This window comes from Nostoc sp. CmiVER01, from assembly GCF_034531135.2.
Classification (GTDB): Bacteria; Cyanobacteriota; Cyanobacteriia; order Cyanobacteriales; family Nostocaceae; genus Nostoc.
Genome location: NZ_JAVRBU020000008.1, coordinates 166405 through 189486, shown reverse-complemented (window position 1 = coordinate 189486; position 23082 = coordinate 166405). Strand labels below are relative to the sequence as shown.

The window sequence follows — 23082 nt, the reverse complement described above, 5'->3', positions numbered from 1 at the left end:
TCTCTTATTGGTACTACCAGTCCCTGTTATATAGCTGTCAAAATTCAGTTATAAACTGTACAAATTATTGTTTTTATCTGTCAGTAAGCCTGCGTCTGAAAAAGCAAGTATATTCTCTTTAATGTAAGCTGTATTGTCAGCCAAACTGTTGGATAATATTCGAGCGTCATTGCGTTAGCGAAGCCCATTGCGTTAGTGTAGCGGGGCGTTCGCTTTTAGCGTCTCGCAGAGAAGCCCATTGTGAATTGGTATTATTCCTACCTCACCAGTTGCTAAAAATCCTCACTTCTATAATTTTGTTACCTGAAAATTAATGAAAAGTTAAGAAAAAGCTAACAAAACCAAACTATATAAATAAAGATAAACTAAGCTAAAACATTCATGGCTTCTAATTTTCTTCGGTGATTATCGCACTGGTTCAAAGTCATAACCCGTGCATGAGCGAGAACCAGGAACAATTTTTACAAGTTGGACTGGCGCATTGCGATCGCCTGATGCTAAAAACCGAATTGTACCAGAAGCACCAGTGGCAGAAAAGTCAGAGGATAAAAGTGCTTGTTGGACTCCAGAACGTGTAGGATTGCGTTTTAATGCCTCAATCAGAGCTACAGTGGCATCATAGCTAAGGGCACTTCGCCAACTCACATCACCGCCCCATAACTGCCGAGATTTTTGAGGAAAATCTGACTTGGGAGCGCCATCAATATGCCAGGGAACTGCCAATACCATTCCCACAGCTTGCTCTCTACCAATTTCTAAAGTTTTAGCGGTGTAAACATCATCTCCCGCCAGCAGAGTTAATTTTTTCTGATTAATCTGAATTACTTGCAGCGCTTTATCAAGAGTTTCAGTGTTAGCAGCCAACATCAACACTTCTGCACCTTGCTTAGTTGCTTGTTCTACACTTTTAACCGCACTAAAATTCACCTGAGACAAATCAAATTCGCTAGATACTTGTCCACCCTCTAGGGAAACTGATGAGACAAACTCCGACTTTAAAGACTGGCTATAGTTACTCTGAGAATTAAAGAAAATTACTGCATTTTTTTTCTGCAAGGTTCTTACCATGTAGTTGGCTAAACTTCTAGCAGCCATAAAATCACTGGGAACCGTGCGAAAAACGTAGTGGCTAAAGTTAGAAATTTTTACAGATGTACTGGTAGGGGAAATTGCTACAAGTTGTCCTGAAGTATAAATAGTACCTGCGGCTAAGGTAGAATCGCTAGTATTCGGCCCAACTACACCTAATACTTCTGAATTACTGACTAAGTTGGAAGCGATTTGCTTGGCTATTTCTGGATTGTCGTCGTCGTTAGCTATCCCTATTTTTAACGGTACTCCCTTAACTCCTCCAGAGGTATTAATTTCATTTTGGGCTTGAGCGATACCACGTAAAATTTCTAAAGCAGCATTGGGGTCAGTGCCCAATGGTACAGAAGCCATAATGGTGTAGCTCTGGGAAGAACCAATGCGGGCATTGTTCAAAAAAATAAGCGTTTCTGGATCGTTACGGTTGAGTTTTAAGGCATCTGTAAAATTAGCGATCGCTTTATCATAACTTTTAGCTGCGATCGCCTGTACTCCTTCTTTTTTAACTGGAGAGATATCACCCAAAGTTAAGGATTTTTCCCCAAAACTAATGCGGTCTTGTAAGGATGGATTGCTATCTGTTTCTGGATTTTGAGTGATACTATTACTAAATTTGACCCCATTGTTAGTAAACCACCAAATACTACCGCCAACTATTCCAACGGTCAACAGCAGGGTCAAAGCTAAAATTTTAGTTTCATTCTTTTGTGACATGAACAAATTTAATAAGATAAAAATGTTTATTATTTGTAGAACTTACGTTTGGAAGTAAAAAGGAACCATTCCAGATGCACGATAAATAAAAATTTAATAAAGTTGTATAAACCCTAATTTGATTATTTGGCTAAATTTAGCAATTTGGTTCATTTAATTCTGACAAATCCAGCTTTTTCGATCAGTTGTTGACTTTGAGGTGTCAGAAGCCAATTTGCATAAGCTTCTCCAGCTTGCTGATCTGTTTGACCATTCTGTTTAACTATTACAAATAAATTGCGAGTAATTGCATAATCACCACTACGAAACGCCTGACTATTCAACTGGTTACGTTTATTGGGACATTCAGATTGAGGTACAAGGGGTTCTTGGTAGGGAGGCACAAATTGACTACTTGTCCGCCCTAGTGGTAGAGTTTTAATCATACACTGGGGTACAACCTCTGGCGCAGAAGCATAGTAAATTCCACCAGGACTTGCAGCTACTTTTCGTACTGCTTCTGTGGTCGTACTAATGTAATTAACGTTGTTACCAAAATTCTCTTTATTTAAAACATTTTCCACAAAGAACTCAACTGTTCCTCCAGCTTCTTTACTGCGAGAGTAAACTGTAATTGGTAAATTTGGCCCATTCACCTGTTGCCAATTAGTAATTTTGCCAGTGTAGATATTTTTTAGTTGGGCGATAGTTAAACCAGAAACATTAAGATTTTGGTTAACTGCGATCGCAATTCCATCAATCGCTACCGAAATCTCTTTCAAACTAAATCCTTTTTGTTTAGCTTCAGCATTTTCTTCAGCTTTAACTGAGCGAGAAGATTGAGAAAAAGCTAGTTGATTATCTATCAACATCCGAATCCCAGTTCCAGATCCTGGTTGACCTGAAGGAGGTTGAGTATAGCGTAAAGTAAATTGAGGACACAGGCTTTTTAGTACAGAGTCTACGTCTTTACGAATGGGTGCCCAGGTTGTGCTACCACCATAGTTGAACGTTCCCTCTGGGAGATTTGGCACGTTACATTTGTTGGGGTTTGTAGCATTATCTGTGGTGCTATTCCCCAAAGGTTTAGTAACAGTTCCATTTAATTGCGCCCACCGTTCCATAAAAAACCATAAGCCACTAAAGATTAAGCCAATGGTGATGACAGCAGCTAAGAAAAGGCTAAGTGTTTCGTTTTTCTGAGACATAGTTAGCTGTTAGCACCAAAAGTTTTTTAAAGTAAAAGAGATAATAATTTATAAATAAGCCGAAATACGGCTGTTAAAGAAATGGCTACTAAGGCTGCTGCAACTGATAAAATTACTACTGCCTTAATGCCAAGCCCTCCCTGTAAAAAAGGGAGAAAAAAAATAATCGCAAAACTAATTGTTGGAATAATTAATAAATCGAACTTTTCAATCCATCGCCTAGTTTGGGCAAATATCAGTATCCCCAAAATCACACATGCAACAGTGAAACTAACTATTGGTGATTTTACTAGACTGAAGAGAGCGATCGCAATTAATGCCCCTTCAAATCCACTAAATGCCGCCCCACCTAACAATTCCACTGTCGAAAACGCTGGTTGAGTTGGTGAAGGGCGGGGGACGACGGGACTAGAACTAGGTGGTTGTGGTGGAAGTGTTACAGAAGGCGAATTAAGTTGTGTAGAAGCATGAGCCGCCTGTGAGTTAAGTGCATCTAAAACCTCTTGGGCTGACTGGAAGCGCTGATTAGCAGCAGGTAATAGCATCTTGTCTAAGATATCAGCAAGGCGAGGGCTGACAGTTACTTGTGATCGCCATTTCCACTGATTGCTATAGGCATCAAATAATTGAACTGCTTCTTTATTTGTCAACAAAATAATAATAGTTACAGCCAAAGCGTATAAATCCGTAGATGGAAATACTTGACCCCCAGCCATCTGCTCAGGCGGTGCAAATCCCATAGAATAAATTCCTGTGGAAGAAGCAGCAGAACCAAGTGCAACATTTGTTACTTGCTTAACTGCGCCAAAATCTAGGAGAAAAAGTCTACCATCACGACGGCGCATGATGTTAGAGGGTTTAATATCTCTGTGAATAATGCCTCTATGATGGACAAACTTTAGCACCTTCAGGATTTCTTGCAGCACTTCCAACACCTGCTGTTCAGAAAACTTGCCTTGTTGAACTAATTCTTCCTCTAAGTTTTGCCCATCAATGTATTCTTGTACCAAGTAAAAAAACTGGTCTTGCTCTCCTGGTTGTAAACCATTAACTATTACTGGAAAGAAAGCAAACAAGTCAGGTATTTGCTCGTGATCGTTACCCAGTTGTGATAAAACTTCTGCCTCTCTCTCAAACATCAACTGTGCTTGTTGTAGTTGATTTAAGCTTAAATTTCCCGCAGGCTGAAACTGCTTTACTACGCATTGGCGCATTCCCGGTATTCGGCGATCGCGTGCCAAAAAGGCTGCTCCAAATCCCCCCCTTCCCAGCAGCTTTACGGGCACATATCGACCATCTAACAGCAATGGCATACCACAGCTAGTACAGTATTTTTGCTGCGTTGTTTTCAGCGTCGTAATATCATCTAAATCGGCAAAATAGTTTTGTGGGCGTGGGCAACGTGGACGAGTACAGTAAACTTCCATTTTTGTGATTAGTCATTAGTCAAAATAATTCGTAATTGATAATACGTAATTCCTTTAAATTACATAGAAACTCAACTTCTTTATCAAGAGCAGGAAACTTTTTTACTGATGTCAAATTCTTAGCTTGCCTACGTTACGTTAGGCGAAAAGCTATGAAATAATAATTACCAATTACGAATTACGAATTATTTGTTCATTGGTCATTCACAAAAAACATAGTACAAATGACGTAGACGCCTTAAGGGTAGGACTAATCACCAAATTTTAGTCTTCGGCGGCAGAGGTAGACGTCGCTATATCTAATGTAGATATTACTATGGTTTTTTGTGCTAATGTTAACACATCTTGACTCCATCCAGGATTAGCAAACTGAGGCAAAATTTCCCGACTAAAAGCTTCTGCGGCCTTGGATCTATAGCGATTAGGATTAAAAATCAGCCACAGTGTCCGTTTGACAACAACGCCTTCAATGGGGGTACGATGCAGAACACCCATTTGTAACTCTTTAGCGATCGCGCTAGTTGAAACAAAGGCAGCGCCCAAACCAGATTGCACAGCATTTTTAATTGCTTCAATGGAATTTAATTCCATTTCAACCTTAAAACGTCTGGTATCAATTTCACAGCGTGCTAATACTTGGTCAATTACTTTACGGATAGTAGATTGGGAATCTAGGGCAATGAATTGTAATTTGTATAGGTCATCTTTTTGAATTTTTTCTAGTTTGCTAAAGGGATGAAAGACAGGTAGGATTAGCGCTAGTTCGTCTTCAGCATAAGAAAGAACTTCCAAGGATTCTGATAATTCACCAGGAATTTCACCGCCGATAATTGCCAAATCAACTTGTCCGTTAGCGACACTCCAAGCAGTCCGCCGGGTAGAGTGGACGTGTAATTGTACTGCCACATCTGGATATTTTTGTCGGAACATACCGATCATCTTGGGTAAAAGATAAGTACCGGTGGTTTGAGAAGCACCGACAATTAAAGTACCGCCTTGGAGATTTTGTAAATCCTCGATCGCGCGGCAGGTTTCCTGACAAAGACTGAGGATTTTTTCACCGTAACTTAGGAGTAGATGCCCTGCTTCAGTTAATTGGGCGCGTCGTCCTCCTCGATCAAATAGGGGGACATCTAGCTGCCGTTCGAGATTTTGCACTTGCAAGCTAACGGCAGGTTGAGAAACGTACAGACTATCAGCGGCACGCTTGAAGCTTCCTTCTTGGGCGATCGCTTTTAAAATACGTAACTGATCTAAAGTGAAAGGAAGGTCAGACATAAGGCTCAAACCACAAACTTTGAAAGGAGCGGATGCACACAACAAATCAGGTTTGGCAACAATCAGCCAGGTATGATTTGTTGCAGATTAAACTTGAACACTTGACTCGAAAAAGACAGAAGCACAACATCTTGACTAAAGTCTCCCTTTGAATACTTTGTGGTATTGGTTGTACTGAGTTCCATTTTCTTTAAATTATTTCACCCGTGTATATGCTGTTGATTTCTTGGTTGACACCCAGTCATTTTGTCATGCTGGGGCTACAAATAGTTTTTGCGATCGCTCACAGTGGAGGCGCTGCTTTGCGTCCAAGGGCAGAAAAATATATTGGCCCAAGGCTTTATCGCGTTCTCTTTGCATTAGTCAGCCTACCGTTGGCTGTGATATTAATTATTTACTTTTTTGGGCATCGATATGATGGTTTGCAACTTTGGCAGGTACAAGGAGTACCAGGAGTGCGAGAATTTGTTTGGCTGCTGTCAGCTATCTCGTTTTTATTTTTATATCCTGCTACCTTCAATCTACTAGAAATTGCTGCCATTCAAAAGCCCCAAGTTCATCTCTATGAAACAGGAATTATTCGGATTACCCGTCATCCTCAGATGGTAGGACAAATAATTTGGTGTATTGCCCATACTCTGTGGCTGGGTACTACCTTTACCCTTGTGACTTCTATTGGATTGGTGTTGCATCACTTGTTTGGAGTTTGGCATGGCGATCGCCGTTTAAGCGATCGCTATGGGGAAGCCTTTGAAATTGCCAAGCAACGGACTTCAATTATTCCCTTTAAAGCAATTATCGACGGCCGTCAATCTATCAAATGGCGGGAATTTATTCGCCCTTCCTATTTAGGAGTTGCCATTTTTATAGTTTTGCTTTGGTTGTCGCACCCTCTGTTGCTGGAAGCAACTAGTAAGATAAGATGGGAAATCTAGGCGATCCCCAGTGTCAACAGAAAATCCAAAATAGATGAGGATTTCAGCTTATCAATTGCCCTAAATCAATGTAGGATAAATTCAAACATCTATCGATGGGGGTGGTCTGAGTCGAGTTAAAATTTTAAATTGGTAGTTATTGGTTAGTTGCTTTTCCTTGGGGAAAAATGTCATATTCAGTCAGATCCCCAGGTGGCCATGGCAATCAGGAGCCTAACATCCAAAAAAGCCACCGTGAGAGTGGCGCTGGCTTTTATTATCAGAGACACATCAATACGCTCAATTTTTACCTAATTATTCTGTGTCTTGAGATTTGGTTCCTGAAAGCATCCATCGGCAGTTACTGACTTGCCAATCTTTCACTTCAATGCTGATAGGTAGTTTAATATAAAAACCTTATAATCCAAGAGGCGTCATGGTGTTGTCGGTTAGTGAGCGGACATTTACTCAAGAAGTTTTAGAATCACCTATTCCTGTTTTAGTTAATTTTGAAGCACCTTGGTGTGGCTTGTGTCGGATTATCCATCCACTTTTATTGCAATTTCAAGCCCAATGTGGGGAAGAAATTAAATTAGTTGGGGTTAACGCCGATCAAAATTTTAAATTGTCAACTACTTATAGGCTCAAATCACTACCCACTTTACTATTGATTGAAAATGGCACTATTCGCCATCGCTTGGAATGCTTTCGCGGTAGAGAAGATTTACGTCTAGCTTTAGAAGACATTAAAGCTAGGTACACTAGTAGCTCTAAAATTTACAAAAGTTCAAAAACAGTGGACTTAGAGTATCGGTCAGCTTGATGGATATTGGGCATGAGGCATGGGGCATGGGGCATAGGGCATAGGGCTAATGACCAATGACTTTTGACTCTCGACTTCCCCGTTCGCGCAGCGTCCCGTAGGGAAGGGGCTGACTAATGACCAAATCTAAAACCATGCTTAATACCCCACCCAATCAGTCTTGGGTGGGTTATTTTATCCTAAAGGGTGTAGTCACAATTATTAACAGTTTCGACACGCTAATCAAGAATTTTAAAAGTAGGCGTCAGTGATGGAAGTAATCTATCAGTATGCCTGGCTGATTCCGGTGTTCCCTCTTCTTGGGGCAATGCTGGTCGGTCTAGGGTTAATCTCGTTGAATCAGGTAACAAACCGCCTCCGCCAGCTTAATGCTGTGGTGATTATCTCCATGATGGCAGCAGCTATGGGGCTGTCGTTTGCCTTGCTCTGGAGTCAAATTCAAGGACACCCGTCTTATATTCGCACCTTTGAGTGGGCGGCGGCAGGTAGTTTCCACCTGAGCATGGGCTACACTATTGACCACCTAACAGCCCTAATGCTGGTGATTGTCACAACGGTAGCCTGCTTAGTCATGGTTTACACCGATGGCTACATGGCTCACGATCCCGGTTACGTGAGGTTTTACGCCTATCTCAGTTTGTTTGGCTCCTCAATGTTAGGTCTGGTGGTCAGCCCCAACCTAGTACAGATTTATATATTCTGGGAACTGGTCGGGATGTGTTCCTACTTGCTGGTTGGTTTTTGGTATGATCGCAAGTCAGCAGCAGATGCCGCTCAAAAAGCGTTTGTGACCAACCGGGTGGGCGACTTTGGTCTGTTACTCGGTATTTTAGGGCTGTTCTGGGCAACAGGAAGCTTTGATTTTAATATTATGGGCGATCGCCTCGCCCAACTTGTCGAATCAGGTTCTATCAGCAATTTTCTCGCTGTCCTGTTTGCGATTTTAGTTTTCCTAGGCCCAGTTGCAAAATCAGCCCAATTTCCTCTCCACGTCTGGCTACCAGATGCGATGGAAGGCCCCACCCCCATTTCTGCCTTGATTCACGCGGCAACAATGGTGGCGGCTGGTGTTTTCCTGATTGCGCGGATGTACCCAGTATTTGAAGACGTTCCAGCCGCAATGAATGTCATTGCTTTTACTGGGGCGTTTACGGCGTTTTTGGGGGCAACCATTGCTATTACCCAAAACGACATCAAAAAAGGCTTGGCTTATTCCACCATTTCCCAACTTGGTTACATGGTGATGGCAATGGGAATAGGTTCCTACAGTGCTGGACTATTCCACCTGATGACCCACGCCTATTTCAAGGCGATGCTGTTCTTGGGTTCAGGTTCTGTAATTCATGGTATGGAAGGTGTCGTTGGACACGACCCCGCCTTAGCGCAAGATATGCGCTTGATGGGTGGACTGCGGAAGTATATGCCTGTCACAGCAACTACTTTCTTAATTGGTTGCTTGGCAATTTCTGGTATTCCACCCTTTGCTGGTTTTTGGTCAAAAGATGAAATTCTAGGGAAGGCTTTTGAGGCTAACCCACTTCTCTGGTTTATCGGTTGGCTAACTGCCGGGATCACTGCTTTTTATATGTTTAGAATGTATTTCTCGACATTTGAAGGCAAATTCCGGGGTACTGACGAGAAAATCAAGGAAAAACTCAAGAAAGCTGCGGCGACAATTGTCCTGGAATTAGAGTCAGAAGAACCAGTCCCGAATTTTGGGCCTGGAGCGATGAAGAAAGGAGAATTATCGGCAACTAGTCAGCATCATGATTCCCATGACTCCCACGGGCATCACAGCGACTCCCCCCACGAATCGCCGTGGACAATGACGCTACCGTTGGCACTATTGGCTGTGCCTTCGATTTTGATTGGTTTGGTGGGAACTCCCTACGCCAATTATTTTGAAGAGTTTATCTTTCCTCCTAGTGAAACCCTCTCCGAAGTTATAGAAAAGGCTGCCGAGTTCAATCCAACGGAATTCTATATCATGGCGGGTGCCTCAGTTGGAATTTCTTTGATTGCGATTACCCTGGCTTCGCTGATGTATTTGAGCCGTAAAATTGACCCGGCTGCGATCGCTGCTAAAATCCAACCACTTTACGAGTTATCCCTCAACAAGTGGTACTTTGATGACATTTACCATCGGGTTTTTGTCCTCGGCTTGCGTCGCGTAGCTAGACAAGTTATGGAAGTTGACTTCCGCGTTGTAGATGGTGCTGTTAACCTCACAGGCTTTTTCACCCTTGTTAGCGGTGAAGGTCTGAAGTACCTAGAAAACGGTCGCGCTCAATTCTATGCCTTGATTGTGTTTGGGGCGGTTTTGGGCTTAGTGATTGTCTTTGGTGTTACCTGATTTTAGTAGGGGTGGGCGACTGTCCGCCCCTAAGTTTTTTAAGAGTCTAAATTAGACTCCTTTTTTTTGGCTAATAGTTTATTTACAGTGAATTAACAAGTGGAAGAAACACTCTTGTTTCCTCTTCCCTGTGACCTGTCACCTGTACTTCCAGTAAAATAAGAAGTACTGTATGAGAAAATAATTATGACCCTTGAACAGCTTGAAGCTGAAGTTCTTGCACTTCCAAAAGATTCTCAAGTGATTTTATTGGCACGATTACTTGAACGATTGGGTCAAGAAAGTGAAATAGATCAAGAAATTGCAGCTAGTTGGGCTGAAGAGGCCCAAAAGCGTGATGAAGGTATGAACACCAATCAAATTATTGGTATTCCTGCTGAAGAAGTATTTCGACGAGTTCGTGCATCTTTACAATGACAAGAATTGTATTTCATCCATTGGCAGAGCAAGAACTGGTTGATGCCACAAGTTATTATGAGGAAAAAAATCAGGCACTTGGGCTAGATTACTTAACAGAAGTAGAAGGTGCAGTTAATCTCCTTATGTCTTACCCTGCTGCGGGTGTAGTGGTTCGAGGATTTGTTCGTCGGCTGATTCTGCCTAAATTTCCTTATTCACTCCTATACCGTGTTGTTAATGATGATTTAATTCGGATTCTAGCGATAGCACATCACAAACGTCAGCCTCTGTACTGGATTGGTCGAGAGTAGAGTTAAGCATCAATTTAGTAGGGGATTTAGACCCCCTAAATTTTGTTAAATATTAATGTTTTGACTTTGAGCGAGTTGGTTCATAGATTCCGTTTTCCCATTCACTAACTGTTTGCTGGCGTACACCTAGCTCTTGTGCAAATTCTGCCTGTGTTAAACCAATTTGGAGACGTAATGCCTTGATTGATTTGCTATTCCATACCACTTTTCCATCTACAATCTGTACTTGTTCACTAGTAGTAGTAAATTTGCGAAAAGTAACGCATTGCTTATCAAAATCAACATCTTCAACGCGATATACCGCTTCTATCCAGGCTGAAGCCTGTAATGCGCCTTTGCTGCGATTACTCCACCACGCCCGTTTGCTTTTTGCTGAATTGGGCAAAGTATCTTTTATTAAAGTCTCAATTTCAACAAATGATAAAGTTATTTCATCTTGATCGCTGCCACGTAAAAATTCAAGGAGTGGCTGGTACTTGCTGCCCTCCTTCATGTGACATCTTCCTCTCCTAATATGATGCGCTCAACACGGGTTTTTGCTTCAGTAAGCAAATTTTCAGCTTCTGTATACAGATGTTTTGCTTCATTACGTCGCCTGTTTAATTCATCTGCCTCTAGTGGAACACCGTACTCTTCTACTAAAATCTCAAGTGCCCACATCCTCACAGGGTCTTCTGCTGGACGCACATAAGAACCATCAGCTTTAAATAACTTCAGTAGATTTATATGCTGGCGATACTTCTGTGGTATGTTAGCCGGATTTTGGTAAGGATTAGTAAAATCGGAAAAAGGCATGAAGTTATTGCTATGGGAGACAGACTACACAGTAGATAAATGATATGCGATCGCGGGCGATCACTCCCATCAGGTTAAGGTAGGCTTTGCGATCGCACCTTCTCTATTAAAAAGCTATTTTTGTGCAATGCCTACGCAATCTCAGCAATATGGCTATGTCTTTTTAATTGCATCTTCAATCTCTTCTAGACTGACATCTGCCCGATCTGATTTTGCATAAATGAGTAGAAGTAAGACACATTCAGGTGAGACAACCTGATAAATCAACCGATATCCGCCACTTTTGCCCGTAGGTATATCACTATTTTTTGCTCGAACTTTAAAAACGGTTAAGTCTACCCCAGAGATTTGATCGCCGATAAAACTCCCAGCCTGTAGTTGATCGATAATGGGTTGAATATCAATTTGAATTTGCCGATAGCGTTTAGTCAGAGTTTTGAGACGGCGTTTGAAGGGAGGTGTAAAGCGAACTTCTGCCATAATAAATCTAGGCTTCGATATCGTCCCAAAGCTCTGAAACTGGTAAAGTTTGTCCTGCTGCTGCTTGTCGCACTGACTCTTGCAAATCGGCTAATATTTGTGCTTTTGGCTCTTTTTCATCAATCCAAGCTAAACCACTGGTGTTATCAGAATTTATGGAACTTATAAGCTGTTGCCAAAGTTCTACAGGGATGAGTACATCTGTTGTTTCTCCATCTGCGTTGGTGACATAACGAATCTGACTTTCAATTTGTGCAATTATCATTATGGTTATTTCTCGTGTCAGGTTTTTTTCAACAACCACCAAACAGCATCGTGTATTTTTAGAGATGGTGTAGGCTACGCGTAGACGCATTAGCGAAGCGGTAGCGACAAAGGAGCGTCAGCGGCTTGTCGTAGACATTGCACCCCTAAACTATGATTTTACCAACTTTTTTAAAGTAAATTTTTGACTTGACTGGGAGTATCACAACGCACATTCCACACCCGCAAATTTCAAAAAAGACTCCCAAGAGGAAAAATAGAGGATTGCCAATTTAATTAAATCAACCTAACGAGGAAGACGAAATCCTGAAAAAGCTGTTACTTAATAACTAGTGACTTTTTGCCAAACATGATTTTGATAGCAGACGAATTGTGATGAATACAGCTAATTTTCCGTGGCTGACGACGATTATTCTGTTGCCGATAGCCGCTTCACTACTGATTCCCATCATCCCGGATAAAGAAGGCAAAACAGTGCGCTGGTACTCCCTCATCGTAGGGCTGATAGATTTTGCACTAATTGTTTATGCTTTTTATACTGGGTATGATTTCTCCAATCCAGATTTGCAGTTGGTTGAGAGTTACGCCTGGGTACCCCAACTAGATTTGAATTGGTCAGTAGGGGCAGATGGCTTATCTATGCCCCTAATTATTTTGACTGGATTCATTACCACGCTGGCGATTTTAGCAGCTTGGCCTGTCACCTTCAAGCCGAAGCTATTTTACTTCTTGATTTTGGCGATGTATGGCGGTCAAATTGCCGTGTTCGCTGTCCAGGATATGCTGTTGTTTTTCCTGGTGTGGGAACTGGAACTAGTACCGATATACTTTCTGCTGTCGATTTGGGGAGGCAAAAGACGGCAATATGCAGCAACCAAATTCATTTTATACACTGCCGGCGGTTCGCTGTTTATTTTGCTGTCTGCCCTGACAATGGGATTTTACGGCGATACGGTGACGTTTGACATGCGATCGCTCGGCTTAAAAGATTTCGCCCTGAATTTCCAACTTGCTGTCTATGCTGGCTTCCTGATTGCCTACGCCGTCAAGTTGCCGATTATTCCCTTGCACACCTGGCTACCTGATGCCCACGGTGAAGCAACAGCGCCCGTACACATGTTATTGGCAGGTATTCTTTTGAAAATGGGCGGTTATGCCTTAATTCGGATGAATGCCCAAATGCTCCCCGATGCCCACGCTTTTTTTGCACCAGTGTTGGTGGTTTTGGGGGTAGTTAACATCATCTACGCTGCCTTAACATCCTTTGCCCAGCGCAACCTGAAGCGAAAAATTGCCTACTCCTCAATTTCTCACATGGGCTTTGTGATGATTGGTATCGCCTCCTTCACCGATTTGGGATTGAGTGGGGCAGTATTGCAAATGGTTTCTCACGGGTTAATTGGGGCGAGTTTGTTCTTCCTGGTTGGCGCAACTTACGATCGCACACACACCCTGATGTTAGATGAAATGGGCGGTGTTGCGAAGAGAATGCCGAAGATTTTCGCTATGTTCACCACTTGTTCGATGGCTTCTTTGGCATTACCAGGGATGAGCGGTTTCGTGGCAGAATTAATGGTATTTGTCGGCTTTGCTACTAGCGATGCTTATAGCTCTACCTTCAAAGTGATTGTTGTATTCTTGATGGCAGTGGGAGTAATTTTGACTCCCATTTATCTGCTGTCGATGTTACGAGAAATTTTCTACGGAGAAGAGAACAAGGAATTAGTTTCTCACCAAGCTTTGATAGATGCTGAACCCCGTGAAGTATTTATCATTGCCTGTTTGTTGATTCCAATTATTGGTATTGGTTTCTATCCAAAATTGCTGACTCAGATGTACGACGCTACAACTGTACAATTGACCGCAAGATTGCGTGATTCCGTGCCGACATTAGCACAGCAAAAAGACGATGCACTAAAGGTTTCTTTGAGTGCGCCTCAAATTGGTAATTAAGTTGCGATCGCTAGTTTAGTTTAAATATTGATTACTTTGAGGGCGGGTTTTGTACCTGCCCTTTTTTGCTATTGTCAGTTAGAGATTCTGGTAATCAGTATCGAAAAACCATGAATTTAATGTAAAATTTTGCAATCACAAGTCTGTGAATACTGAGAAAAATCCACAGGCAATGTCTACAAAGGGCTACGCCTAGACTAAAAATGGTTCTTTATTCTTGTGCTGCGATCGCACATCAATAGATTACGTACAATCTATCTAGAATCAAATTTGGCAAAACCGCTCATGTTAAACTACAATCCACTGCATTGTTTGCCATCTTCCGAAGAATTACCCGACTCAGATGATACTGCTGTGGATAATGAACTCCAAAATTTAATTCCCGGCTTAATGAAAACGACACTGGCTTTGGTTTGGTGCGATCGCTGGGATTGGTTCTTTGGTGTTGACATGGGTATTTATTATCACCCAGACAAACCAGCCATCGTCCCTGATGGATTTCTTAGCTTAGGAGTTAAACGCTTCATTGATGAGGATTTACGCCTAAGTTATGTGCTGTGGGAAGAAAAGAAGCAGCCGATCTTAGCACTAGAAGTTGTTTCCCAAATATATCGAGAAGAATATAGCACTAAAAAAGAATTATATGCCAAAGAATTAGGGATTTTGTACTACGTTGTATATAGTCCGCTTCGGCGTAAAAAGACACCTTTGGAGGTGTATCACTTAGTTGATGGCGAATATATCTTAATGTCAGGAAATCCCGTTTGGCTGCCAGAGATTGGTTTAGGAATTGGGCGAGAACGGGGAATTTATCAAGGTATTGTGCGGGAGTGGCTATACTGGTATGACGAGGAAGGGCAAAAATTGCTGACACCAGAAGAACGCATTAGGGAAGCGGAAGAACGCACAGCTTTTGAAGAACAGCGACGGGTGGAAGCAGAACAACAGGTGAAAATGTTAATTGAAAGATTGAATGCGCTAGGTGTTGATCCAGAAAATTTGTTATAGATTCACCAGATTCTGTAATGGTTAGCGATGTCTACGACGGGCTACGCCTACGCGCCTACAACTCACTGAATATAGAAAATCTGGTTTCTTAGAAGAGGGATAACCTAAAATCACTAGAGTTAAATAAAAGTACCTGATATTAAAATACTTGCATGAACTCAAGGGTTGAGGTGTTAGCCTCTCTGCGATCGCACAAGTAATTTAGTTGCTAAAGATACATAAATTTCTATGAGTTAGATGATGCATTCGATGATGGTTTAAAATCATCTAATTCAGTCAGAGCTATCTTGACACACGCACGAACACCTTTCCAATCAACTTCTGACAAGTGACCAATCAAAACCAAATTAGCTGAGGGTGGTAAGGTGACGATAAAACTTCTGAAAACAGACGCAACCCGCAAACTTGCTACTGCCCAATTCTGAAGTGTGTAATCAGTAATTCCAAGGGCAGTTGTCTGACTAGTGATGAGTCCAATGATCACATCGGGACGAGTTGCGTGATAAGTGGCAGATGACAGAACTACAGCAGGACGACGCTTAATACCAGTGACACCAGGAAAATCAACTGTGACTACATCACCGGGATTGAATGTCACTAAACTGTCTCCTCACTTTCAGGGAAAATTGAAGTTGCGTACTCCAAAGAGAAGGATGCTAAATCATGCTGATCTTGCTCAGTCCAAGTATCACTTTGGTCGATGATAGACAAGTTTTGCTCGACTAGCTCATTTAAAATCAGGGTTGCCAAGCGTAGCCGCTCAGTCGGTGATAAGTTACAAACAACTTGGCTGTATATTTCTTGAGCAGTATTGGACATAATAAACCCTCCTGTCATTTATCCTAACAGTTGCAATACCTGCGTCAAGACGCTAAAAACCACGAGTAGTTGGGATACTAAGTGAGACATAAATTGATAGCTATAACTGATAGCTCTGTATTTAATATAGTTTCATAAATATTGCTTATTTATACTGCCTCAATGGTGATAATTGGCTTAATTAGGGAAGTCTATGTATAACCAATCCCTGATTTTGAGGTTAAACACTTAGAAAAAGGGTAAAAAAATACAAATTGCAATGAGTACTTATGATTCTACTTATCTTAGACACTATTGCTTTAGCTAGTGCTTCTGTAGGAGCGTTTGCAGGTGTGAGGGCAATTTCCAACATAGACGTAGAAAAAGAGAAGTTTAAAAAAAATCTCAAGTCTTTATAATGAAGCTTTTAGAGAGTTGGAAGTAGATTTCATCTTTACAAAGAATCTTATACAAGAATACAATCAACTTCGGCAAGATATTCTATATAATATGGGAAAATTTTTTAGTTTTTTTGATGAAAATTTTGAAAAAATAAAAAAGCTGAATCCCAGCGAATTTTCAATTAATCAAATTCAAGAATGCAAAAATACTTTCAATGAAATTAAGCAAGATTTATTGATTGATGCTAATCATATTGATTACTTGAAGAATTCCTATGGAGTAATTCATCTTGCAAATCCTATAAAATTAGCAGTGCAAGAAATTATATCTAACAAATTATCTATCAAACAAGCCAATAACTATACAAGGGATTGTTTAAGTAAATCTTCAATGAACACTATTGCAGGAAGCATGATAATTTTATCTCTACTTGCATCTGCTAATATTGCTGTGAGTCCAGCAGTATTAATTACTGGTTTTATACTTACTCGTTTGCAGGAGGAAGCTTTAATTCAGGTAAGAGAATATGAATCAGAAATAAATGCAGGAATTAATAAAATTAATTTAGCTAAGGATTTGATGCTAAAAATAAAGCAAGAAATTTCTAAATCAATGAAAAAATTGAAGTCTTTAAATGATGCAATGAATGAATTTTTAGCTACCGATAATATAGCTGCCTTTACTCACAAAGCAACTCAAGCCGCTTCTAGATTAGCTTATTCAGCTCCAGTAGCTCATGAATTTAAAATATTCATACCTTTAATCAAAAGACTAGTTGAAATGTTCATACCTAAAATTTTAGATTATGAAGGTAAGCTGAAAAATGTTACATTAGGTATTAAAGATAACCACGATGATCGCAGTTTTTTATTAGGATTAGATGAAATAATCAACATTAAATTAGAGCAAGAATTGCTCAATAGTATGATTTGAAAGATAGCGATATTTGGATGATATTGTAAACCTTAATAACCACTAACAGTATAACTATCAGCCTAGTTATCAAAGTGTATTGTATGATTAGGCTGACTTCACCTCACACCCTGGATAGTTAAGACTAAACCTGCTGGTATCTGAACCAATTGGAATATTAAAAATTTTAACGATACGGGTGTGGCATTTTGAACTTAGAAATAGTGATCGCCACTATCATTATGTTGCATTGCCACATATTGCAATATAATATATCGCAAGACAACTTTCACAAGACGATGAGCAAAGAAAATATTACGTTTCGGATAGATAGCGATCACAAGGCTGCACTTGATGTGATCGCAGCCGGAATGAATCGCGATCGCAGCTACGTACTTAATGAGGCAGTAGCCACTTATCTAGAGATGTATCAGTGGCAAATTGAGGAAATTCAAAAAGGGATTGCTGAAGCGGATGCTGGAGACTTTGCCAGTGATGAGGAAGTAAAGGCGACTTTTGCAAGACTCACCAATGCAGATTAAGTGGCTACGTCGTGCGCTTCGTAATTTGGAACAAGCCCATAACTACATCCTGAAAGAGAATCCACAAGCAGCGCAGGAAGTGATATTGAAGATTCAACTTGCTGCCAGTCAACTTGAGAATTATCCTTTTATGGGGCGAACTGGACGTATAGAAGGTACAAGGGAGCTAGTAGTTTCTAGCACGTCATATATTGTTATTTATCGAGTCAAAGAAGAGTCAGTAGAAATTCTTCGAGTTTTCCACACGTCAAAGCGCTATCCAGATTAGCGCCATTACCCACACAGTCACAAATAAAGTTATCAAATATCGCTTGCTTCCGGTAGCCAGTTTTCATCCAACACTAACTCTAAAAAATATGGACATTCTTCTGGAAACACGGATATAATTATCCCCGTTTGCTTGGCTGCTTGCCGACGCGCCCTTTGATAACTTTCCTCAAGTTGCTCTGTAGGATAGCTCTTAAGACTAGGACTATCTTCTATTGCTAACTCAATCTGGGTGCGAGAATCGGTGATGGAATCGAGCCAACTATCTGAGCGACGCTGGGGTTGATATTGCCACTTCAGCAAATGCAAAAGTAAGCGAGTTATTTGACTGGAAATACCCCGCCGTTCACTTTTGCCCAAGCCTTCAACCTCTTCAATCAGATGTTCTACATCAACTTCCTGCCAGCGATGCGATCGCAATAGTTGGGTTGTCTGTTCAATCCACAAATTAAAATCTGCTTTATAGGTTGCGCTCATAGCCGTCTCCTTTTCCTGGTTCGATTGCAATAATATTTTGATACTGCACAGCTATTCAAACCTCAAAAGTCTTCATCATCGACAAAAAATTCCGCATCGTCTTCCAATCGAGAATTACCCTGCCCAATACCAGCAAGTCCCCACAGAGGTTGCAGCAGTGCCATACCAATTAATCCGACAACGGCACTAAAAGCCAGCACTAAACCCATTGGTATCTGAATCGATTGAAATGTTAAGAATTTTAACGATACGGGTGTGGCATTTTGGACTGAAATAATTGCGATCGCTATTACCCAAACCGCTACAACTAGAGATGTTAAAAAAGGAGCGATTTTCATATTTTGAGCGAAGTTAAAAGTTAGAAGCTAGGAGTTATTAATTTAGAACTCATAAATCATAACTGTTAATAGGATTTAGAAGTTAAGAATTGTTAATTTACAACTCTTAACTCTTAATTCTTATCCTTTTAGTTTAGCAATGGCACTCTTTAACTCTTGGGCGATTATGGTGAGTTTTTCGGGAGTGTTGGTTTCTAGATAGACGCGCACCAAGGGTTCTGTACCGGAAGGACGCAGTAAAACCCAGCTACCTTCTTCTAAATACAGCTTAATACCGTCTTTACGTCCCACTTCCCTGACTTTAATTCCAGCTACATCTGTAGGTGGATTTTTAGTAAAAGAGTCGATAACGGCGATTTTGTGCGCCTCTGTGAGGTGTAAGTCTAAGCGGTTGTTATAAAGTGGGCCATCGGCTTGGGCGATCGCTTCCTTAACCATCTGACTAAGAGGTTTACCTTCATAAGCGATCGCTTCTGCCACCAGCATATCGGCCAATACTCCGTCTTTTTCAGGAATATGCCCGATAATACTCAAACCGCCTGATTCTTCTCCACCAATTAACACGGCAGTTTCCCGCATTTTTTCGCCGATGTATTTAAAACCGACTGGTGTTTCGTAAATTTGCAGCCCATTTTTAGCGGCGAAATTATCCAGTAGGTGGGTTGTCGCCACAGTGCGGACTATCGCGCCAGTTTTACCTTTATTTCTGATTAAATGACGTGCTAGAACTAACAGCACAGTATTAGGAGTCAAGACGGTTCCTTGTTCATCGACGATACCAAAGCGATCGCTATCTCCATCGGTTGCCAAACCCAAATCAGCGCGATCGCGAACTACTGCTTGTACTAACTCAACTAATTGTTCTCCTTTGGGTTCTGGCATTCCACCCCCAAATAAAACATCCCTCCAATCGTGGAAATTTTCTAACTGAACGCCACTATGTTGCAAAACTTCATCTAAATAGCCACGAGAGGTAGAATACAAAGCATCGTACTTTACCTTTAAATTAGCGCTTTTAATTTTTTCTATATCAAGTAGAGTGTAGATAAATTGCAGATAATCTGCTTTCGGATCGAAAATTGAAATTGAACCTGATGGGTTACTCCCAGGCAACTCATCCGATGCACTTTCTATATTTGCCACAATAGTATCAGTAATCTCAGGAGTGGCAGGCCCAGCATAATCAGGTATATATTTAATTCCACAGTAGGGTGCTGGATTATGACTAGCAGTAAACATTAATGCCCCAGCAGAATTTAGATGACGGGCGTTGTAGGCAATTACTGGTGTGGGACAATCCCGATTAGTAATTTTCACAGTCCAACCCAAGTCTGCCAAAACTTGGGCTGATATTTGGGCAAACTGGTCAGCTAAAAAGCGAGTATCGTAGGCAATAAGTACTGGTCTATTTTTTGTATAGGCTGTATCCAGGTAAGTGGCGATTGCTCTTGTTACTTTCCGCACATTGGGGAAAGTAAAGTCATCGGCAATAATCCCTCGCCATCCATCAGTACCAAATTTTATCTTACTGGACATTTTTGCTACTTGCTCCTGTACATTATCAGTACTATAAAAGCTTCTCGCAAAGCGGGTGTAGCAGCAACTATTCTCCGAAGTTCTTTTCTAAGCAAGCCTTAGTTTAAACTTCTCATCACCGTATTTTCTCTCACTGTTTCTGAGCAATGTCAACCCCTGATCGACCTTTTGCCAGTTATCACCTTTGGTCTCTAGTTGCCCCAGCGACTGGGCAAGAACGCTGGCATTGCCAGATGAGACGGGGGTTTATCAAAGCACGGCAACACGAACCACAAGTCAAAGCGCTTTTAGGGCAAGCCACCGCGCCCCAGCGAATTGGTATACTTGCCCAAAAAGGCATTTATGAGTTTCATCATCACACGTATCTGTTGAAGCAAGCTGATGGTGTAGAAAGAGTTGCACAGCTACTTAAATTAGGCAACTCAAGCGTTCAAGTCCAGCAACGCGTGCTGCAAATTCTGAAAAAATATCATGATGCACCGTTGCTTTTAGATAAAGATATTATCCAATTAACGCCGGGTGATGAAGGCTTTCCTAAACCGATAGTAGTTGAACAAGAAGATTATTGCTTTCGCTTATATGCAGCTATGGATTGCGTTTTTCTTGAGAGCGATCGCACAATACATATTTTAGATTTCAAAACTGGTAAGTCGGCTTTTGATCGACGACAGGCATTAGTTTATTTAGTAGCTGCTCGTTATCTTTACCCTGGACGGGAAGCTGTTGCATCATTTTATAATTTAGAAATATGTAAAAAGTCTGAGTTAATTAGTATCAATAATAGTGAATTAGAATATTTAAAATTTGAGTTAGCTAATATTGCCCACAAGCACCAGCACGATTTACAAAAATATCAGGAAGAAACTAGTAATTTCAGTAAGATTTTCCCTCCCAATCCTGGCTCTCACTGCCGCTTTTGTCCATTTAACTCAATCTGTGAGTTTGCTGATTTTAAGCAGTATAAATCGTATCCATTGCCTAGTTTAAGAGTTAATAGCAGCTAGTAGGAGTGGGGAATGGGGAGCAAGGGGACAAGAGGACAAGAGGTGAGAACTTGAAACAAGTCTTTCTCCTTGTCCCTAAGTTTTCTTCCCCATGCCCAATGCCCCATTCCCTAATTCAAAAAGGCGGCAATTCTTTCAGAATTGTGAACCGGATATGATTTATTGCCAAATCGCCAATGGGTATATCTTCTTTGGTTAGCCGCTCACCTTGACTTGTCACGGTTTCAAAGGTGATACCTTTGCCAATTTCAATGTGATACCAGCATAAGCCCATAAAAAAGCGCGTCGGATAAGGGCCACCTTCACCTATATCATCAGGATTTGATTCCATTGGCAACCAGCCAAAATTCGGAACGTAGAACTCCAACCAAACATGATTAAAGTCTGGTTGTAGCGGTACTCCTACAAAGTCACTATGGGGAGGACATTTGTATCTACCTACGGTGCGGCAGGGGATGCCATTTAAACGGGATAAGGCAAGTAAAACGCCGACATATTCGCCACAGGAACCAACGCCCCGTTCTAAAACTGTATCTGGCGTGTCAATGTAAGGTTTAATACCATAAGACAACTCATCATAGACGTAGTTGCGGATGCTGTGCATTTTCCGCAGCACATTGGTTTCAGAACCGATCGCTTCTCTGGCGGCACGGCGAACAATGGTAGTATCCATTGCTAAATCGTCGTCATCCACTAGGTAGCGTGTTTCTAATTCTGGAGAAAGTTTAGGTACATCTTCCACGTCTCTAGGTGTGATGCGATACTTAATGCCGCGAACTTCCAAAAGTGCTTTCCAGCCAAATATATGCCGTTCACCTGGGGCAAGAGAATCAAATTTAAAGACTGCTACACGTTGCCCTTGTACTACTTCTTCGGTAAAAGGTATACCAATGGGTTCAACGTGTTTTACCTTTTGCCGTTCAGTTTCCGATGGTAAGGCAATGCGCCATTCTACATCGGGTAAATAAACCTCGTCTAAGGGTGCAATTTCCTCAGCGTAGGACATTTCAATCAGATAGCCATTAGAAAGGGCGTAACGCTTATCTGGATCGTAATGATAATACAGGGGGTGAATAAAAGTGCGATCGCGGAACGTTAGCTCATGACTCGGATCGGCATTTGGGTTGTCCCGAATATAAGCCTCCTCTGAGGCATAGGCGACGTAAATACTTTCTTTTCCTGTTTCGGCATTTTTATGGATTGCTATGCCTGTGGGGCATTCAAAGGGTGTCAGGACACTGAATTGAAGTTCACCTGTGGCTCTATCCATCGCGTAAACTGATTGTTCGGTGCGATCGCAAATCCACAGCATTTCCTGGGTAACAGCTAAATTCTCTATCCCAACGCCTGGGGCATAAAACCTGGTAATCTCTTTTCGCGTTTCGCGGTCATAAATCAGAATGTAGCCTAGCCTTTGGCAACTGACATAAACTGTTGTTTCCCAAACAGCAACGCCGTCAGCAGGATAAGGCAATGTTACAAAATGTTCCAGTCCTAAAGCATTAAGCTTACACGAGTAAACACTATTTTCTCGGCTCACCCACAGGATATCTTCCCACGCAGCTAGACCAGTGACATCAGTAAATTCTTTAACTTGATGGGGATTGAGAATTTTGCTGTTGTCAGAGGTGGGATCAATTTCTAGTAGATGCCCTTTAATACTGTCGATGGCAATCAGCCTATCTTTAATGAAAGTAATGCCACACAGGGTAGCAGCAGTAAGCGGTCGAATTGTCTTTTGCCCAAACATCTGGCTAACGGTCAAAGTGGGGAGTGCAAAACTCATATTAATTAATCATATTTATTGAATG

At 41.4% G+C, this 23082-nt stretch carries 26 protein-coding genes and 1 pseudogene; 12 read left to right on the top strand and 15 right to left on the bottom strand.

The features are described 5' to 3' along the window. Positions 1–405 precede the first annotated feature (405 nt). From RMZ43_RS15370 to RMZ43_RS15355, 4 genes are all read right to left on the bottom strand, one after another. Positions 406–1803, bottom strand: coding sequence for an ABC transporter substrate-binding protein (locus tag RMZ43_RS15370; RefSeq protein ID WP_322653438.1), 1398 nt, complete (start codon positions 1801–1803; stop codon positions 406–408). 149 nt (positions 1804–1952) lie between these two features. Then, positions 1953–2990: a PstS family phosphate ABC transporter substrate-binding protein gene (locus tag RMZ43_RS15365; RefSeq protein WP_322650722.1), complete on the bottom strand. Its 1038-nt coding sequence runs from the start codon at positions 2988–2990 to the stop codon at positions 1953–1955. Between the two features lie 26 nt (positions 2991–3016). Continuing rightward, complete coding sequence (locus tag RMZ43_RS15360; RefSeq protein ID WP_322650721.1) at positions 3017–4417, bottom strand: serine/threonine-protein kinase; 1401 nt, start codon at positions 4415–4417, stop codon at positions 3017–3019. 264 nt (positions 4418–4681) lie between these two features. Continuing rightward, positions 4682–5695 (bottom strand): LysR family transcriptional regulator, encoded by a 1014-nt coding sequence (locus RMZ43_RS15355; protein ID WP_322650720.1) that lies wholly within the window; start codon positions 5693–5695, stop codon positions 4682–4684. 212 nt (positions 5696–5907) lie between these two features. Between RMZ43_RS15355 and RMZ43_RS15350 the strand changes: the two genes are divergently transcribed. The 5 genes from RMZ43_RS15350 to RMZ43_RS15330 all read left to right on the top strand — a co-directional run bounded on the left by RMZ43_RS15350 (position 5908) and on the right by RMZ43_RS15330 (position 10495). Next, the gene (locus RMZ43_RS15350) at positions 5908–6630 is read left to right on the top strand and encodes an NnrU family protein (RefSeq protein ID WP_322650719.1); all 723 of its coding nucleotides are present in this window, start codon (positions 5908–5910) and stop codon (positions 6628–6630) included. Between the two features lie 415 nt (positions 6631–7045). Then, the gene (locus RMZ43_RS15345) at positions 7046–7432 is read left to right on the top strand and encodes a thioredoxin family protein (RefSeq protein WP_322650718.1); all 387 of its coding nucleotides are present in this window, start codon (positions 7046–7048) and stop codon (positions 7430–7432) included. Between the two features lie 250 nt (positions 7433–7682). Next, a complete protein-coding gene (locus RMZ43_RS15340) occupies positions 7683–9785 on the top strand; it encodes an NAD(P)H-quinone oxidoreductase subunit 5 (protein WP_322653437.1) in 2103 nt (700 codons plus the stop codon). A 186-nt stretch (positions 9786–9971) separates the two neighbouring features. Continuing rightward, positions 9972–10202, top strand: a complete 231-nt coding sequence (locus RMZ43_RS15335; RefSeq protein WP_322653436.1) for an addiction module protein — start codon at positions 9972–9974, stop codon at positions 10200–10202. Continuing rightward, positions 10199–10495, top strand: a complete 297-nt coding sequence (locus tag RMZ43_RS15330; RefSeq protein ID WP_322653435.1) for a type II toxin-antitoxin system RelE/ParE family toxin — start codon at positions 10199–10201, stop codon at positions 10493–10495. Before RMZ43_RS15335 ends, RMZ43_RS15330 begins: the two co-directional genes overlap by 4 nt. A 52-nt stretch (positions 10496–10547) precedes the next feature. Here RMZ43_RS15330 and RMZ43_RS15325 read toward each other — a convergent pair whose 3' ends face one another. From RMZ43_RS15325 to RMZ43_RS15310, 4 genes are all read right to left on the bottom strand, one after another. Next, positions 10548–10988, bottom strand: coding sequence for a helix-turn-helix domain-containing protein (locus tag RMZ43_RS15325; RefSeq protein WP_322653434.1), 441 nt, complete (start codon positions 10986–10988; stop codon positions 10548–10550). Further along, on the bottom strand, positions 10985–11290 hold the full coding sequence (locus RMZ43_RS15320; RefSeq protein WP_322653433.1) for a hypothetical protein: 306 nt from the start codon (positions 11288–11290) through the stop codon (positions 10985–10987). The genes RMZ43_RS15325 and RMZ43_RS15320 overlap by 4 nt, the downstream gene beginning before the upstream one ends. Positions 11291–11443: 153 nt before the next feature. After that, complete coding sequence (locus tag RMZ43_RS15315) at positions 11444–11770, bottom strand: type II toxin-antitoxin system RelE/ParE family toxin (protein WP_322653432.1); 327 nt, start codon at positions 11768–11770, stop codon at positions 11444–11446. Between the two features lie 7 nt (positions 11771–11777). Continuing rightward, positions 11778–12035 (bottom strand): hypothetical protein, encoded by a 258-nt coding sequence (locus RMZ43_RS15310; protein WP_322653431.1) that lies wholly within the window; start codon positions 12033–12035, stop codon positions 11778–11780. 374 nt (positions 12036–12409) lie between these two features. Between RMZ43_RS15310 and RMZ43_RS15305 the strand changes: the two genes are divergently transcribed. Together RMZ43_RS15305 and RMZ43_RS15300 are read left to right on the top strand one after the other, a co-directional pair. Next, complete coding sequence (locus RMZ43_RS15305) at positions 12410–13987, top strand: NAD(P)H-quinone oxidoreductase subunit 4 (RefSeq protein ID WP_322653430.1); 1578 nt, start codon at positions 12410–12412, stop codon at positions 13985–13987. A 285-nt stretch (positions 13988–14272) separates the two neighbouring features. Continuing rightward, a complete protein-coding gene (locus RMZ43_RS15300) occupies positions 14273–14995 on the top strand; it encodes a Uma2 family endonuclease (protein ID WP_322650714.1) in 723 nt (240 codons plus the stop codon). A gap of 226 nt (positions 14996–15221) precedes the next feature. On the opposite strand, the gene RMZ43_RS15295 is transcribed toward RMZ43_RS15300, so the two are convergent. Then, positions 15222–15593, bottom strand: coding sequence for a type II toxin-antitoxin system PemK/MazF family toxin (locus tag RMZ43_RS15295; RefSeq protein WP_322650713.1), 372 nt, complete (start codon positions 15591–15593; stop codon positions 15222–15224). Continuing rightward, the gene (locus RMZ43_RS15290; RefSeq protein WP_322650712.1) at positions 15593–15814 is read right to left on the bottom strand and encodes a hypothetical protein; all 222 of its coding nucleotides are present in this window, start codon (positions 15812–15814) and stop codon (positions 15593–15595) included. The genes RMZ43_RS15295 and RMZ43_RS15290 overlap by 1 nt, the downstream gene beginning before the upstream one ends. Positions 15815–16083: 269 nt before the next feature. Here RMZ43_RS15290 and RMZ43_RS15285 point away from each other — a divergent pair, with 269 nt between their 5' ends. Then, the gene (locus RMZ43_RS15285) at positions 16084–16212 is read left to right on the top strand and encodes a hypothetical protein (RefSeq protein WP_322650711.1); all 129 of its coding nucleotides are present in this window, start codon (positions 16084–16086) and stop codon (positions 16210–16212) included. A gap of 16 nt (positions 16213–16228) precedes the next feature. Beyond that, complete coding sequence (locus RMZ43_RS15280; RefSeq protein ID WP_322650710.1) at positions 16229–17128, top strand: hypothetical protein; 900 nt, start codon at positions 16229–16231, stop codon at positions 17126–17128. A 119-nt stretch (positions 17129–17247) separates the two neighbouring features. Here RMZ43_RS15280 and RMZ43_RS15275 read toward each other — a convergent pair. Beyond that, a pseudogene (locus RMZ43_RS15275) lies at positions 17248–17322 on the bottom strand (DUF1049 domain-containing protein); the annotation flags it as partial. A gap of 84 nt (positions 17323–17406) precedes the next feature. On the opposite strand from RMZ43_RS15275, the gene RMZ43_RS15270 reads away from it, so the two are divergent. Beyond that, positions 17407–17649 (top strand): CopG family ribbon-helix-helix protein, encoded by a 243-nt coding sequence (locus RMZ43_RS15270; RefSeq protein WP_322650709.1) that lies wholly within the window; start codon positions 17407–17409, stop codon positions 17647–17649. Further along, complete coding sequence (locus RMZ43_RS15265) at positions 17639–17917, top strand: type II toxin-antitoxin system RelE/ParE family toxin (protein WP_322650708.1); 279 nt, start codon at positions 17639–17641, stop codon at positions 17915–17917. Before RMZ43_RS15270 ends, RMZ43_RS15265 begins: the two co-directional genes overlap by 11 nt. Positions 17918–17949: 32 nt before the next feature. On the opposite strand, the gene RMZ43_RS15260 is transcribed toward RMZ43_RS15265, so the two are convergent. The 3 genes from RMZ43_RS15260 to RMZ43_RS15250 all read right to left on the bottom strand — a co-directional run bounded on the left by RMZ43_RS15260 (position 17950) and on the right by RMZ43_RS15250 (position 20267). Beyond that, a complete protein-coding gene (locus RMZ43_RS15260; protein WP_322650707.1) occupies positions 17950–18393 on the bottom strand; it encodes a DUF29 domain-containing protein in 444 nt (147 codons plus the stop codon). Positions 18394–18455: 62 nt separating this feature from the next. Then, positions 18456–18731, bottom strand: a complete 276-nt coding sequence (locus RMZ43_RS15255; protein WP_322650706.1) for a LapA family protein — start codon at positions 18729–18731, stop codon at positions 18456–18458. A 120-nt stretch (positions 18732–18851) separates the two neighbouring features. Next, the gene (locus RMZ43_RS15250) at positions 18852–20267 is read right to left on the bottom strand and encodes a phosphoglucomutase/phosphomannomutase family protein (protein WP_322650705.1); all 1416 of its coding nucleotides are present in this window, start codon (positions 20265–20267) and stop codon (positions 18852–18854) included. Between the two features lie 146 nt (positions 20268–20413). On the opposite strand from RMZ43_RS15250, the gene RMZ43_RS15245 reads away from it, so the two are divergent. Then, positions 20414–21271, top strand: coding sequence for a PD-(D/E)XK nuclease family protein (locus tag RMZ43_RS15245; protein WP_322650704.1), 858 nt, complete (start codon positions 20414–20416; stop codon positions 21269–21271). 115 nt (positions 21272–21386) lie between these two features. Here RMZ43_RS15245 and RMZ43_RS15240 read toward each other — a convergent pair whose 3' ends face one another. Next, positions 21387–23057 (bottom strand): transglutaminase family protein, encoded by a 1671-nt coding sequence (locus RMZ43_RS15240; protein WP_322653429.1) that lies wholly within the window; start codon positions 23055–23057, stop codon positions 21387–21389. Between the last annotated feature and the right edge of the window lie 25 nt (positions 23058–23082).

What these genes read in the sequence shown, in the direction of transcription:
- RMZ43_RS15370 (WP_322653438.1), bottom strand. Translation starts at nt 1,803, where the DNA reads ATGTCACAAAAGAATGAAACTAAAATTTTAGCTTTGACCCTGCTGTTG.
- RMZ43_RS15365 (WP_322650722.1), bottom strand. Translation starts at nt 2,990, where the DNA reads ATGTCTCAGAAAAACGAAACACTTAGCCTTTTCTTAGCTGCTGTCATC.
- RMZ43_RS15360 (WP_322650721.1), bottom strand. Translation starts at nt 4,417, where the DNA reads ATGGAAGTTTACTGTACTCGTCCACGTTGCCCACGCCCACAAAACTAT.
- RMZ43_RS15355 (WP_322650720.1), bottom strand. Translation starts at nt 5,695, where the DNA reads ATGTCTGACCTTCCTTTCACTTTAGATCAGTTACGTATTTTAAAAGCG.
- RMZ43_RS15350 (WP_322650719.1), top strand. Translation starts at nt 5,908, where the DNA reads ATGCTGTTGATTTCTTGGTTGACACCCAGTCATTTTGTCATGCTGGGG.
- RMZ43_RS15345 (WP_322650718.1), top strand. Translation starts at nt 7,046, where the DNA reads ATGGTGTTGTCGGTTAGTGAGCGGACATTTACTCAAGAAGTTTTAGAA.
- RMZ43_RS15340 (WP_322653437.1), top strand. Translation starts at nt 7,683, where the DNA reads ATGGAAGTAATCTATCAGTATGCCTGGCTGATTCCGGTGTTCCCTCTT.
- RMZ43_RS15335 (WP_322653436.1), top strand. Translation starts at nt 9,972, where the DNA reads ATGACCCTTGAACAGCTTGAAGCTGAAGTTCTTGCACTTCCAAAAGAT.
- RMZ43_RS15330 (WP_322653435.1), top strand. Translation starts at nt 10,199, where the DNA reads ATGACAAGAATTGTATTTCATCCATTGGCAGAGCAAGAACTGGTTGAT.
- RMZ43_RS15325 (WP_322653434.1), bottom strand. Translation starts at nt 10,988, where the DNA reads ATGAAGGAGGGCAGCAAGTACCAGCCACTCCTTGAATTTTTACGTGGC.
- RMZ43_RS15320 (WP_322653433.1), bottom strand. Translation starts at nt 11,290, where the DNA reads ATGCCTTTTTCCGATTTTACTAATCCTTACCAAAATCCGGCTAACATA.
- RMZ43_RS15315 (WP_322653432.1), bottom strand. Translation starts at nt 11,770, where the DNA reads ATGGCAGAAGTTCGCTTTACACCTCCCTTCAAACGCCGTCTCAAAACT.
- RMZ43_RS15310 (WP_322653431.1), bottom strand. Translation starts at nt 12,035, where the DNA reads ATGATAATTGCACAAATTGAAAGTCAGATTCGTTATGTCACCAACGCA.
- RMZ43_RS15305 (WP_322653430.1), top strand. Translation starts at nt 12,410, where the DNA reads ATGAATACAGCTAATTTTCCGTGGCTGACGACGATTATTCTGTTGCCG.
- RMZ43_RS15300 (WP_322650714.1), top strand. Translation starts at nt 14,273, where the DNA reads ATGTTAAACTACAATCCACTGCATTGTTTGCCATCTTCCGAAGAATTA.
- RMZ43_RS15290 (WP_322650712.1), bottom strand. Translation starts at nt 15,814, where the DNA reads ATGTCCAATACTGCTCAAGAAATATACAGCCAAGTTGTTTGTAACTTA.
- RMZ43_RS15285 (WP_322650711.1), top strand. Translation starts at nt 16,084, where the DNA reads ATGATTCTACTTATCTTAGACACTATTGCTTTAGCTAGTGCTTCTGTA.
- RMZ43_RS15270 (WP_322650709.1), top strand. Translation starts at nt 17,407, where the DNA reads ATGAGCAAAGAAAATATTACGTTTCGGATAGATAGCGATCACAAGGCT.
- RMZ43_RS15265 (WP_322650708.1), top strand. Translation starts at nt 17,639, where the DNA reads ATGCAGATTAAGTGGCTACGTCGTGCGCTTCGTAATTTGGAACAAGCC.
- RMZ43_RS15260 (WP_322650707.1), bottom strand. Translation starts at nt 18,393, where the DNA reads ATGAGCGCAACCTATAAAGCAGATTTTAATTTGTGGATTGAACAGACA.
- RMZ43_RS15255 (WP_322650706.1), bottom strand. Translation starts at nt 18,731, where the DNA reads ATGAAAATCGCTCCTTTTTTAACATCTCTAGTTGTAGCGGTTTGGGTA.
- RMZ43_RS15250 (WP_322650705.1), bottom strand. Translation starts at nt 20,267, where the DNA reads ATGTCCAGTAAGATAAAATTTGGTACTGATGGATGGCGAGGGATTATT.
- RMZ43_RS15245 (WP_322650704.1), top strand. Translation starts at nt 20,414, where the DNA reads ATGTCAACCCCTGATCGACCTTTTGCCAGTTATCACCTTTGGTCTCTA.
- RMZ43_RS15240 (WP_322653429.1), bottom strand. Translation starts at nt 23,057, where the DNA reads ATGAGTTTTGCACTCCCCACTTTGACCGTTAGCCAGATGTTTGGGCAA.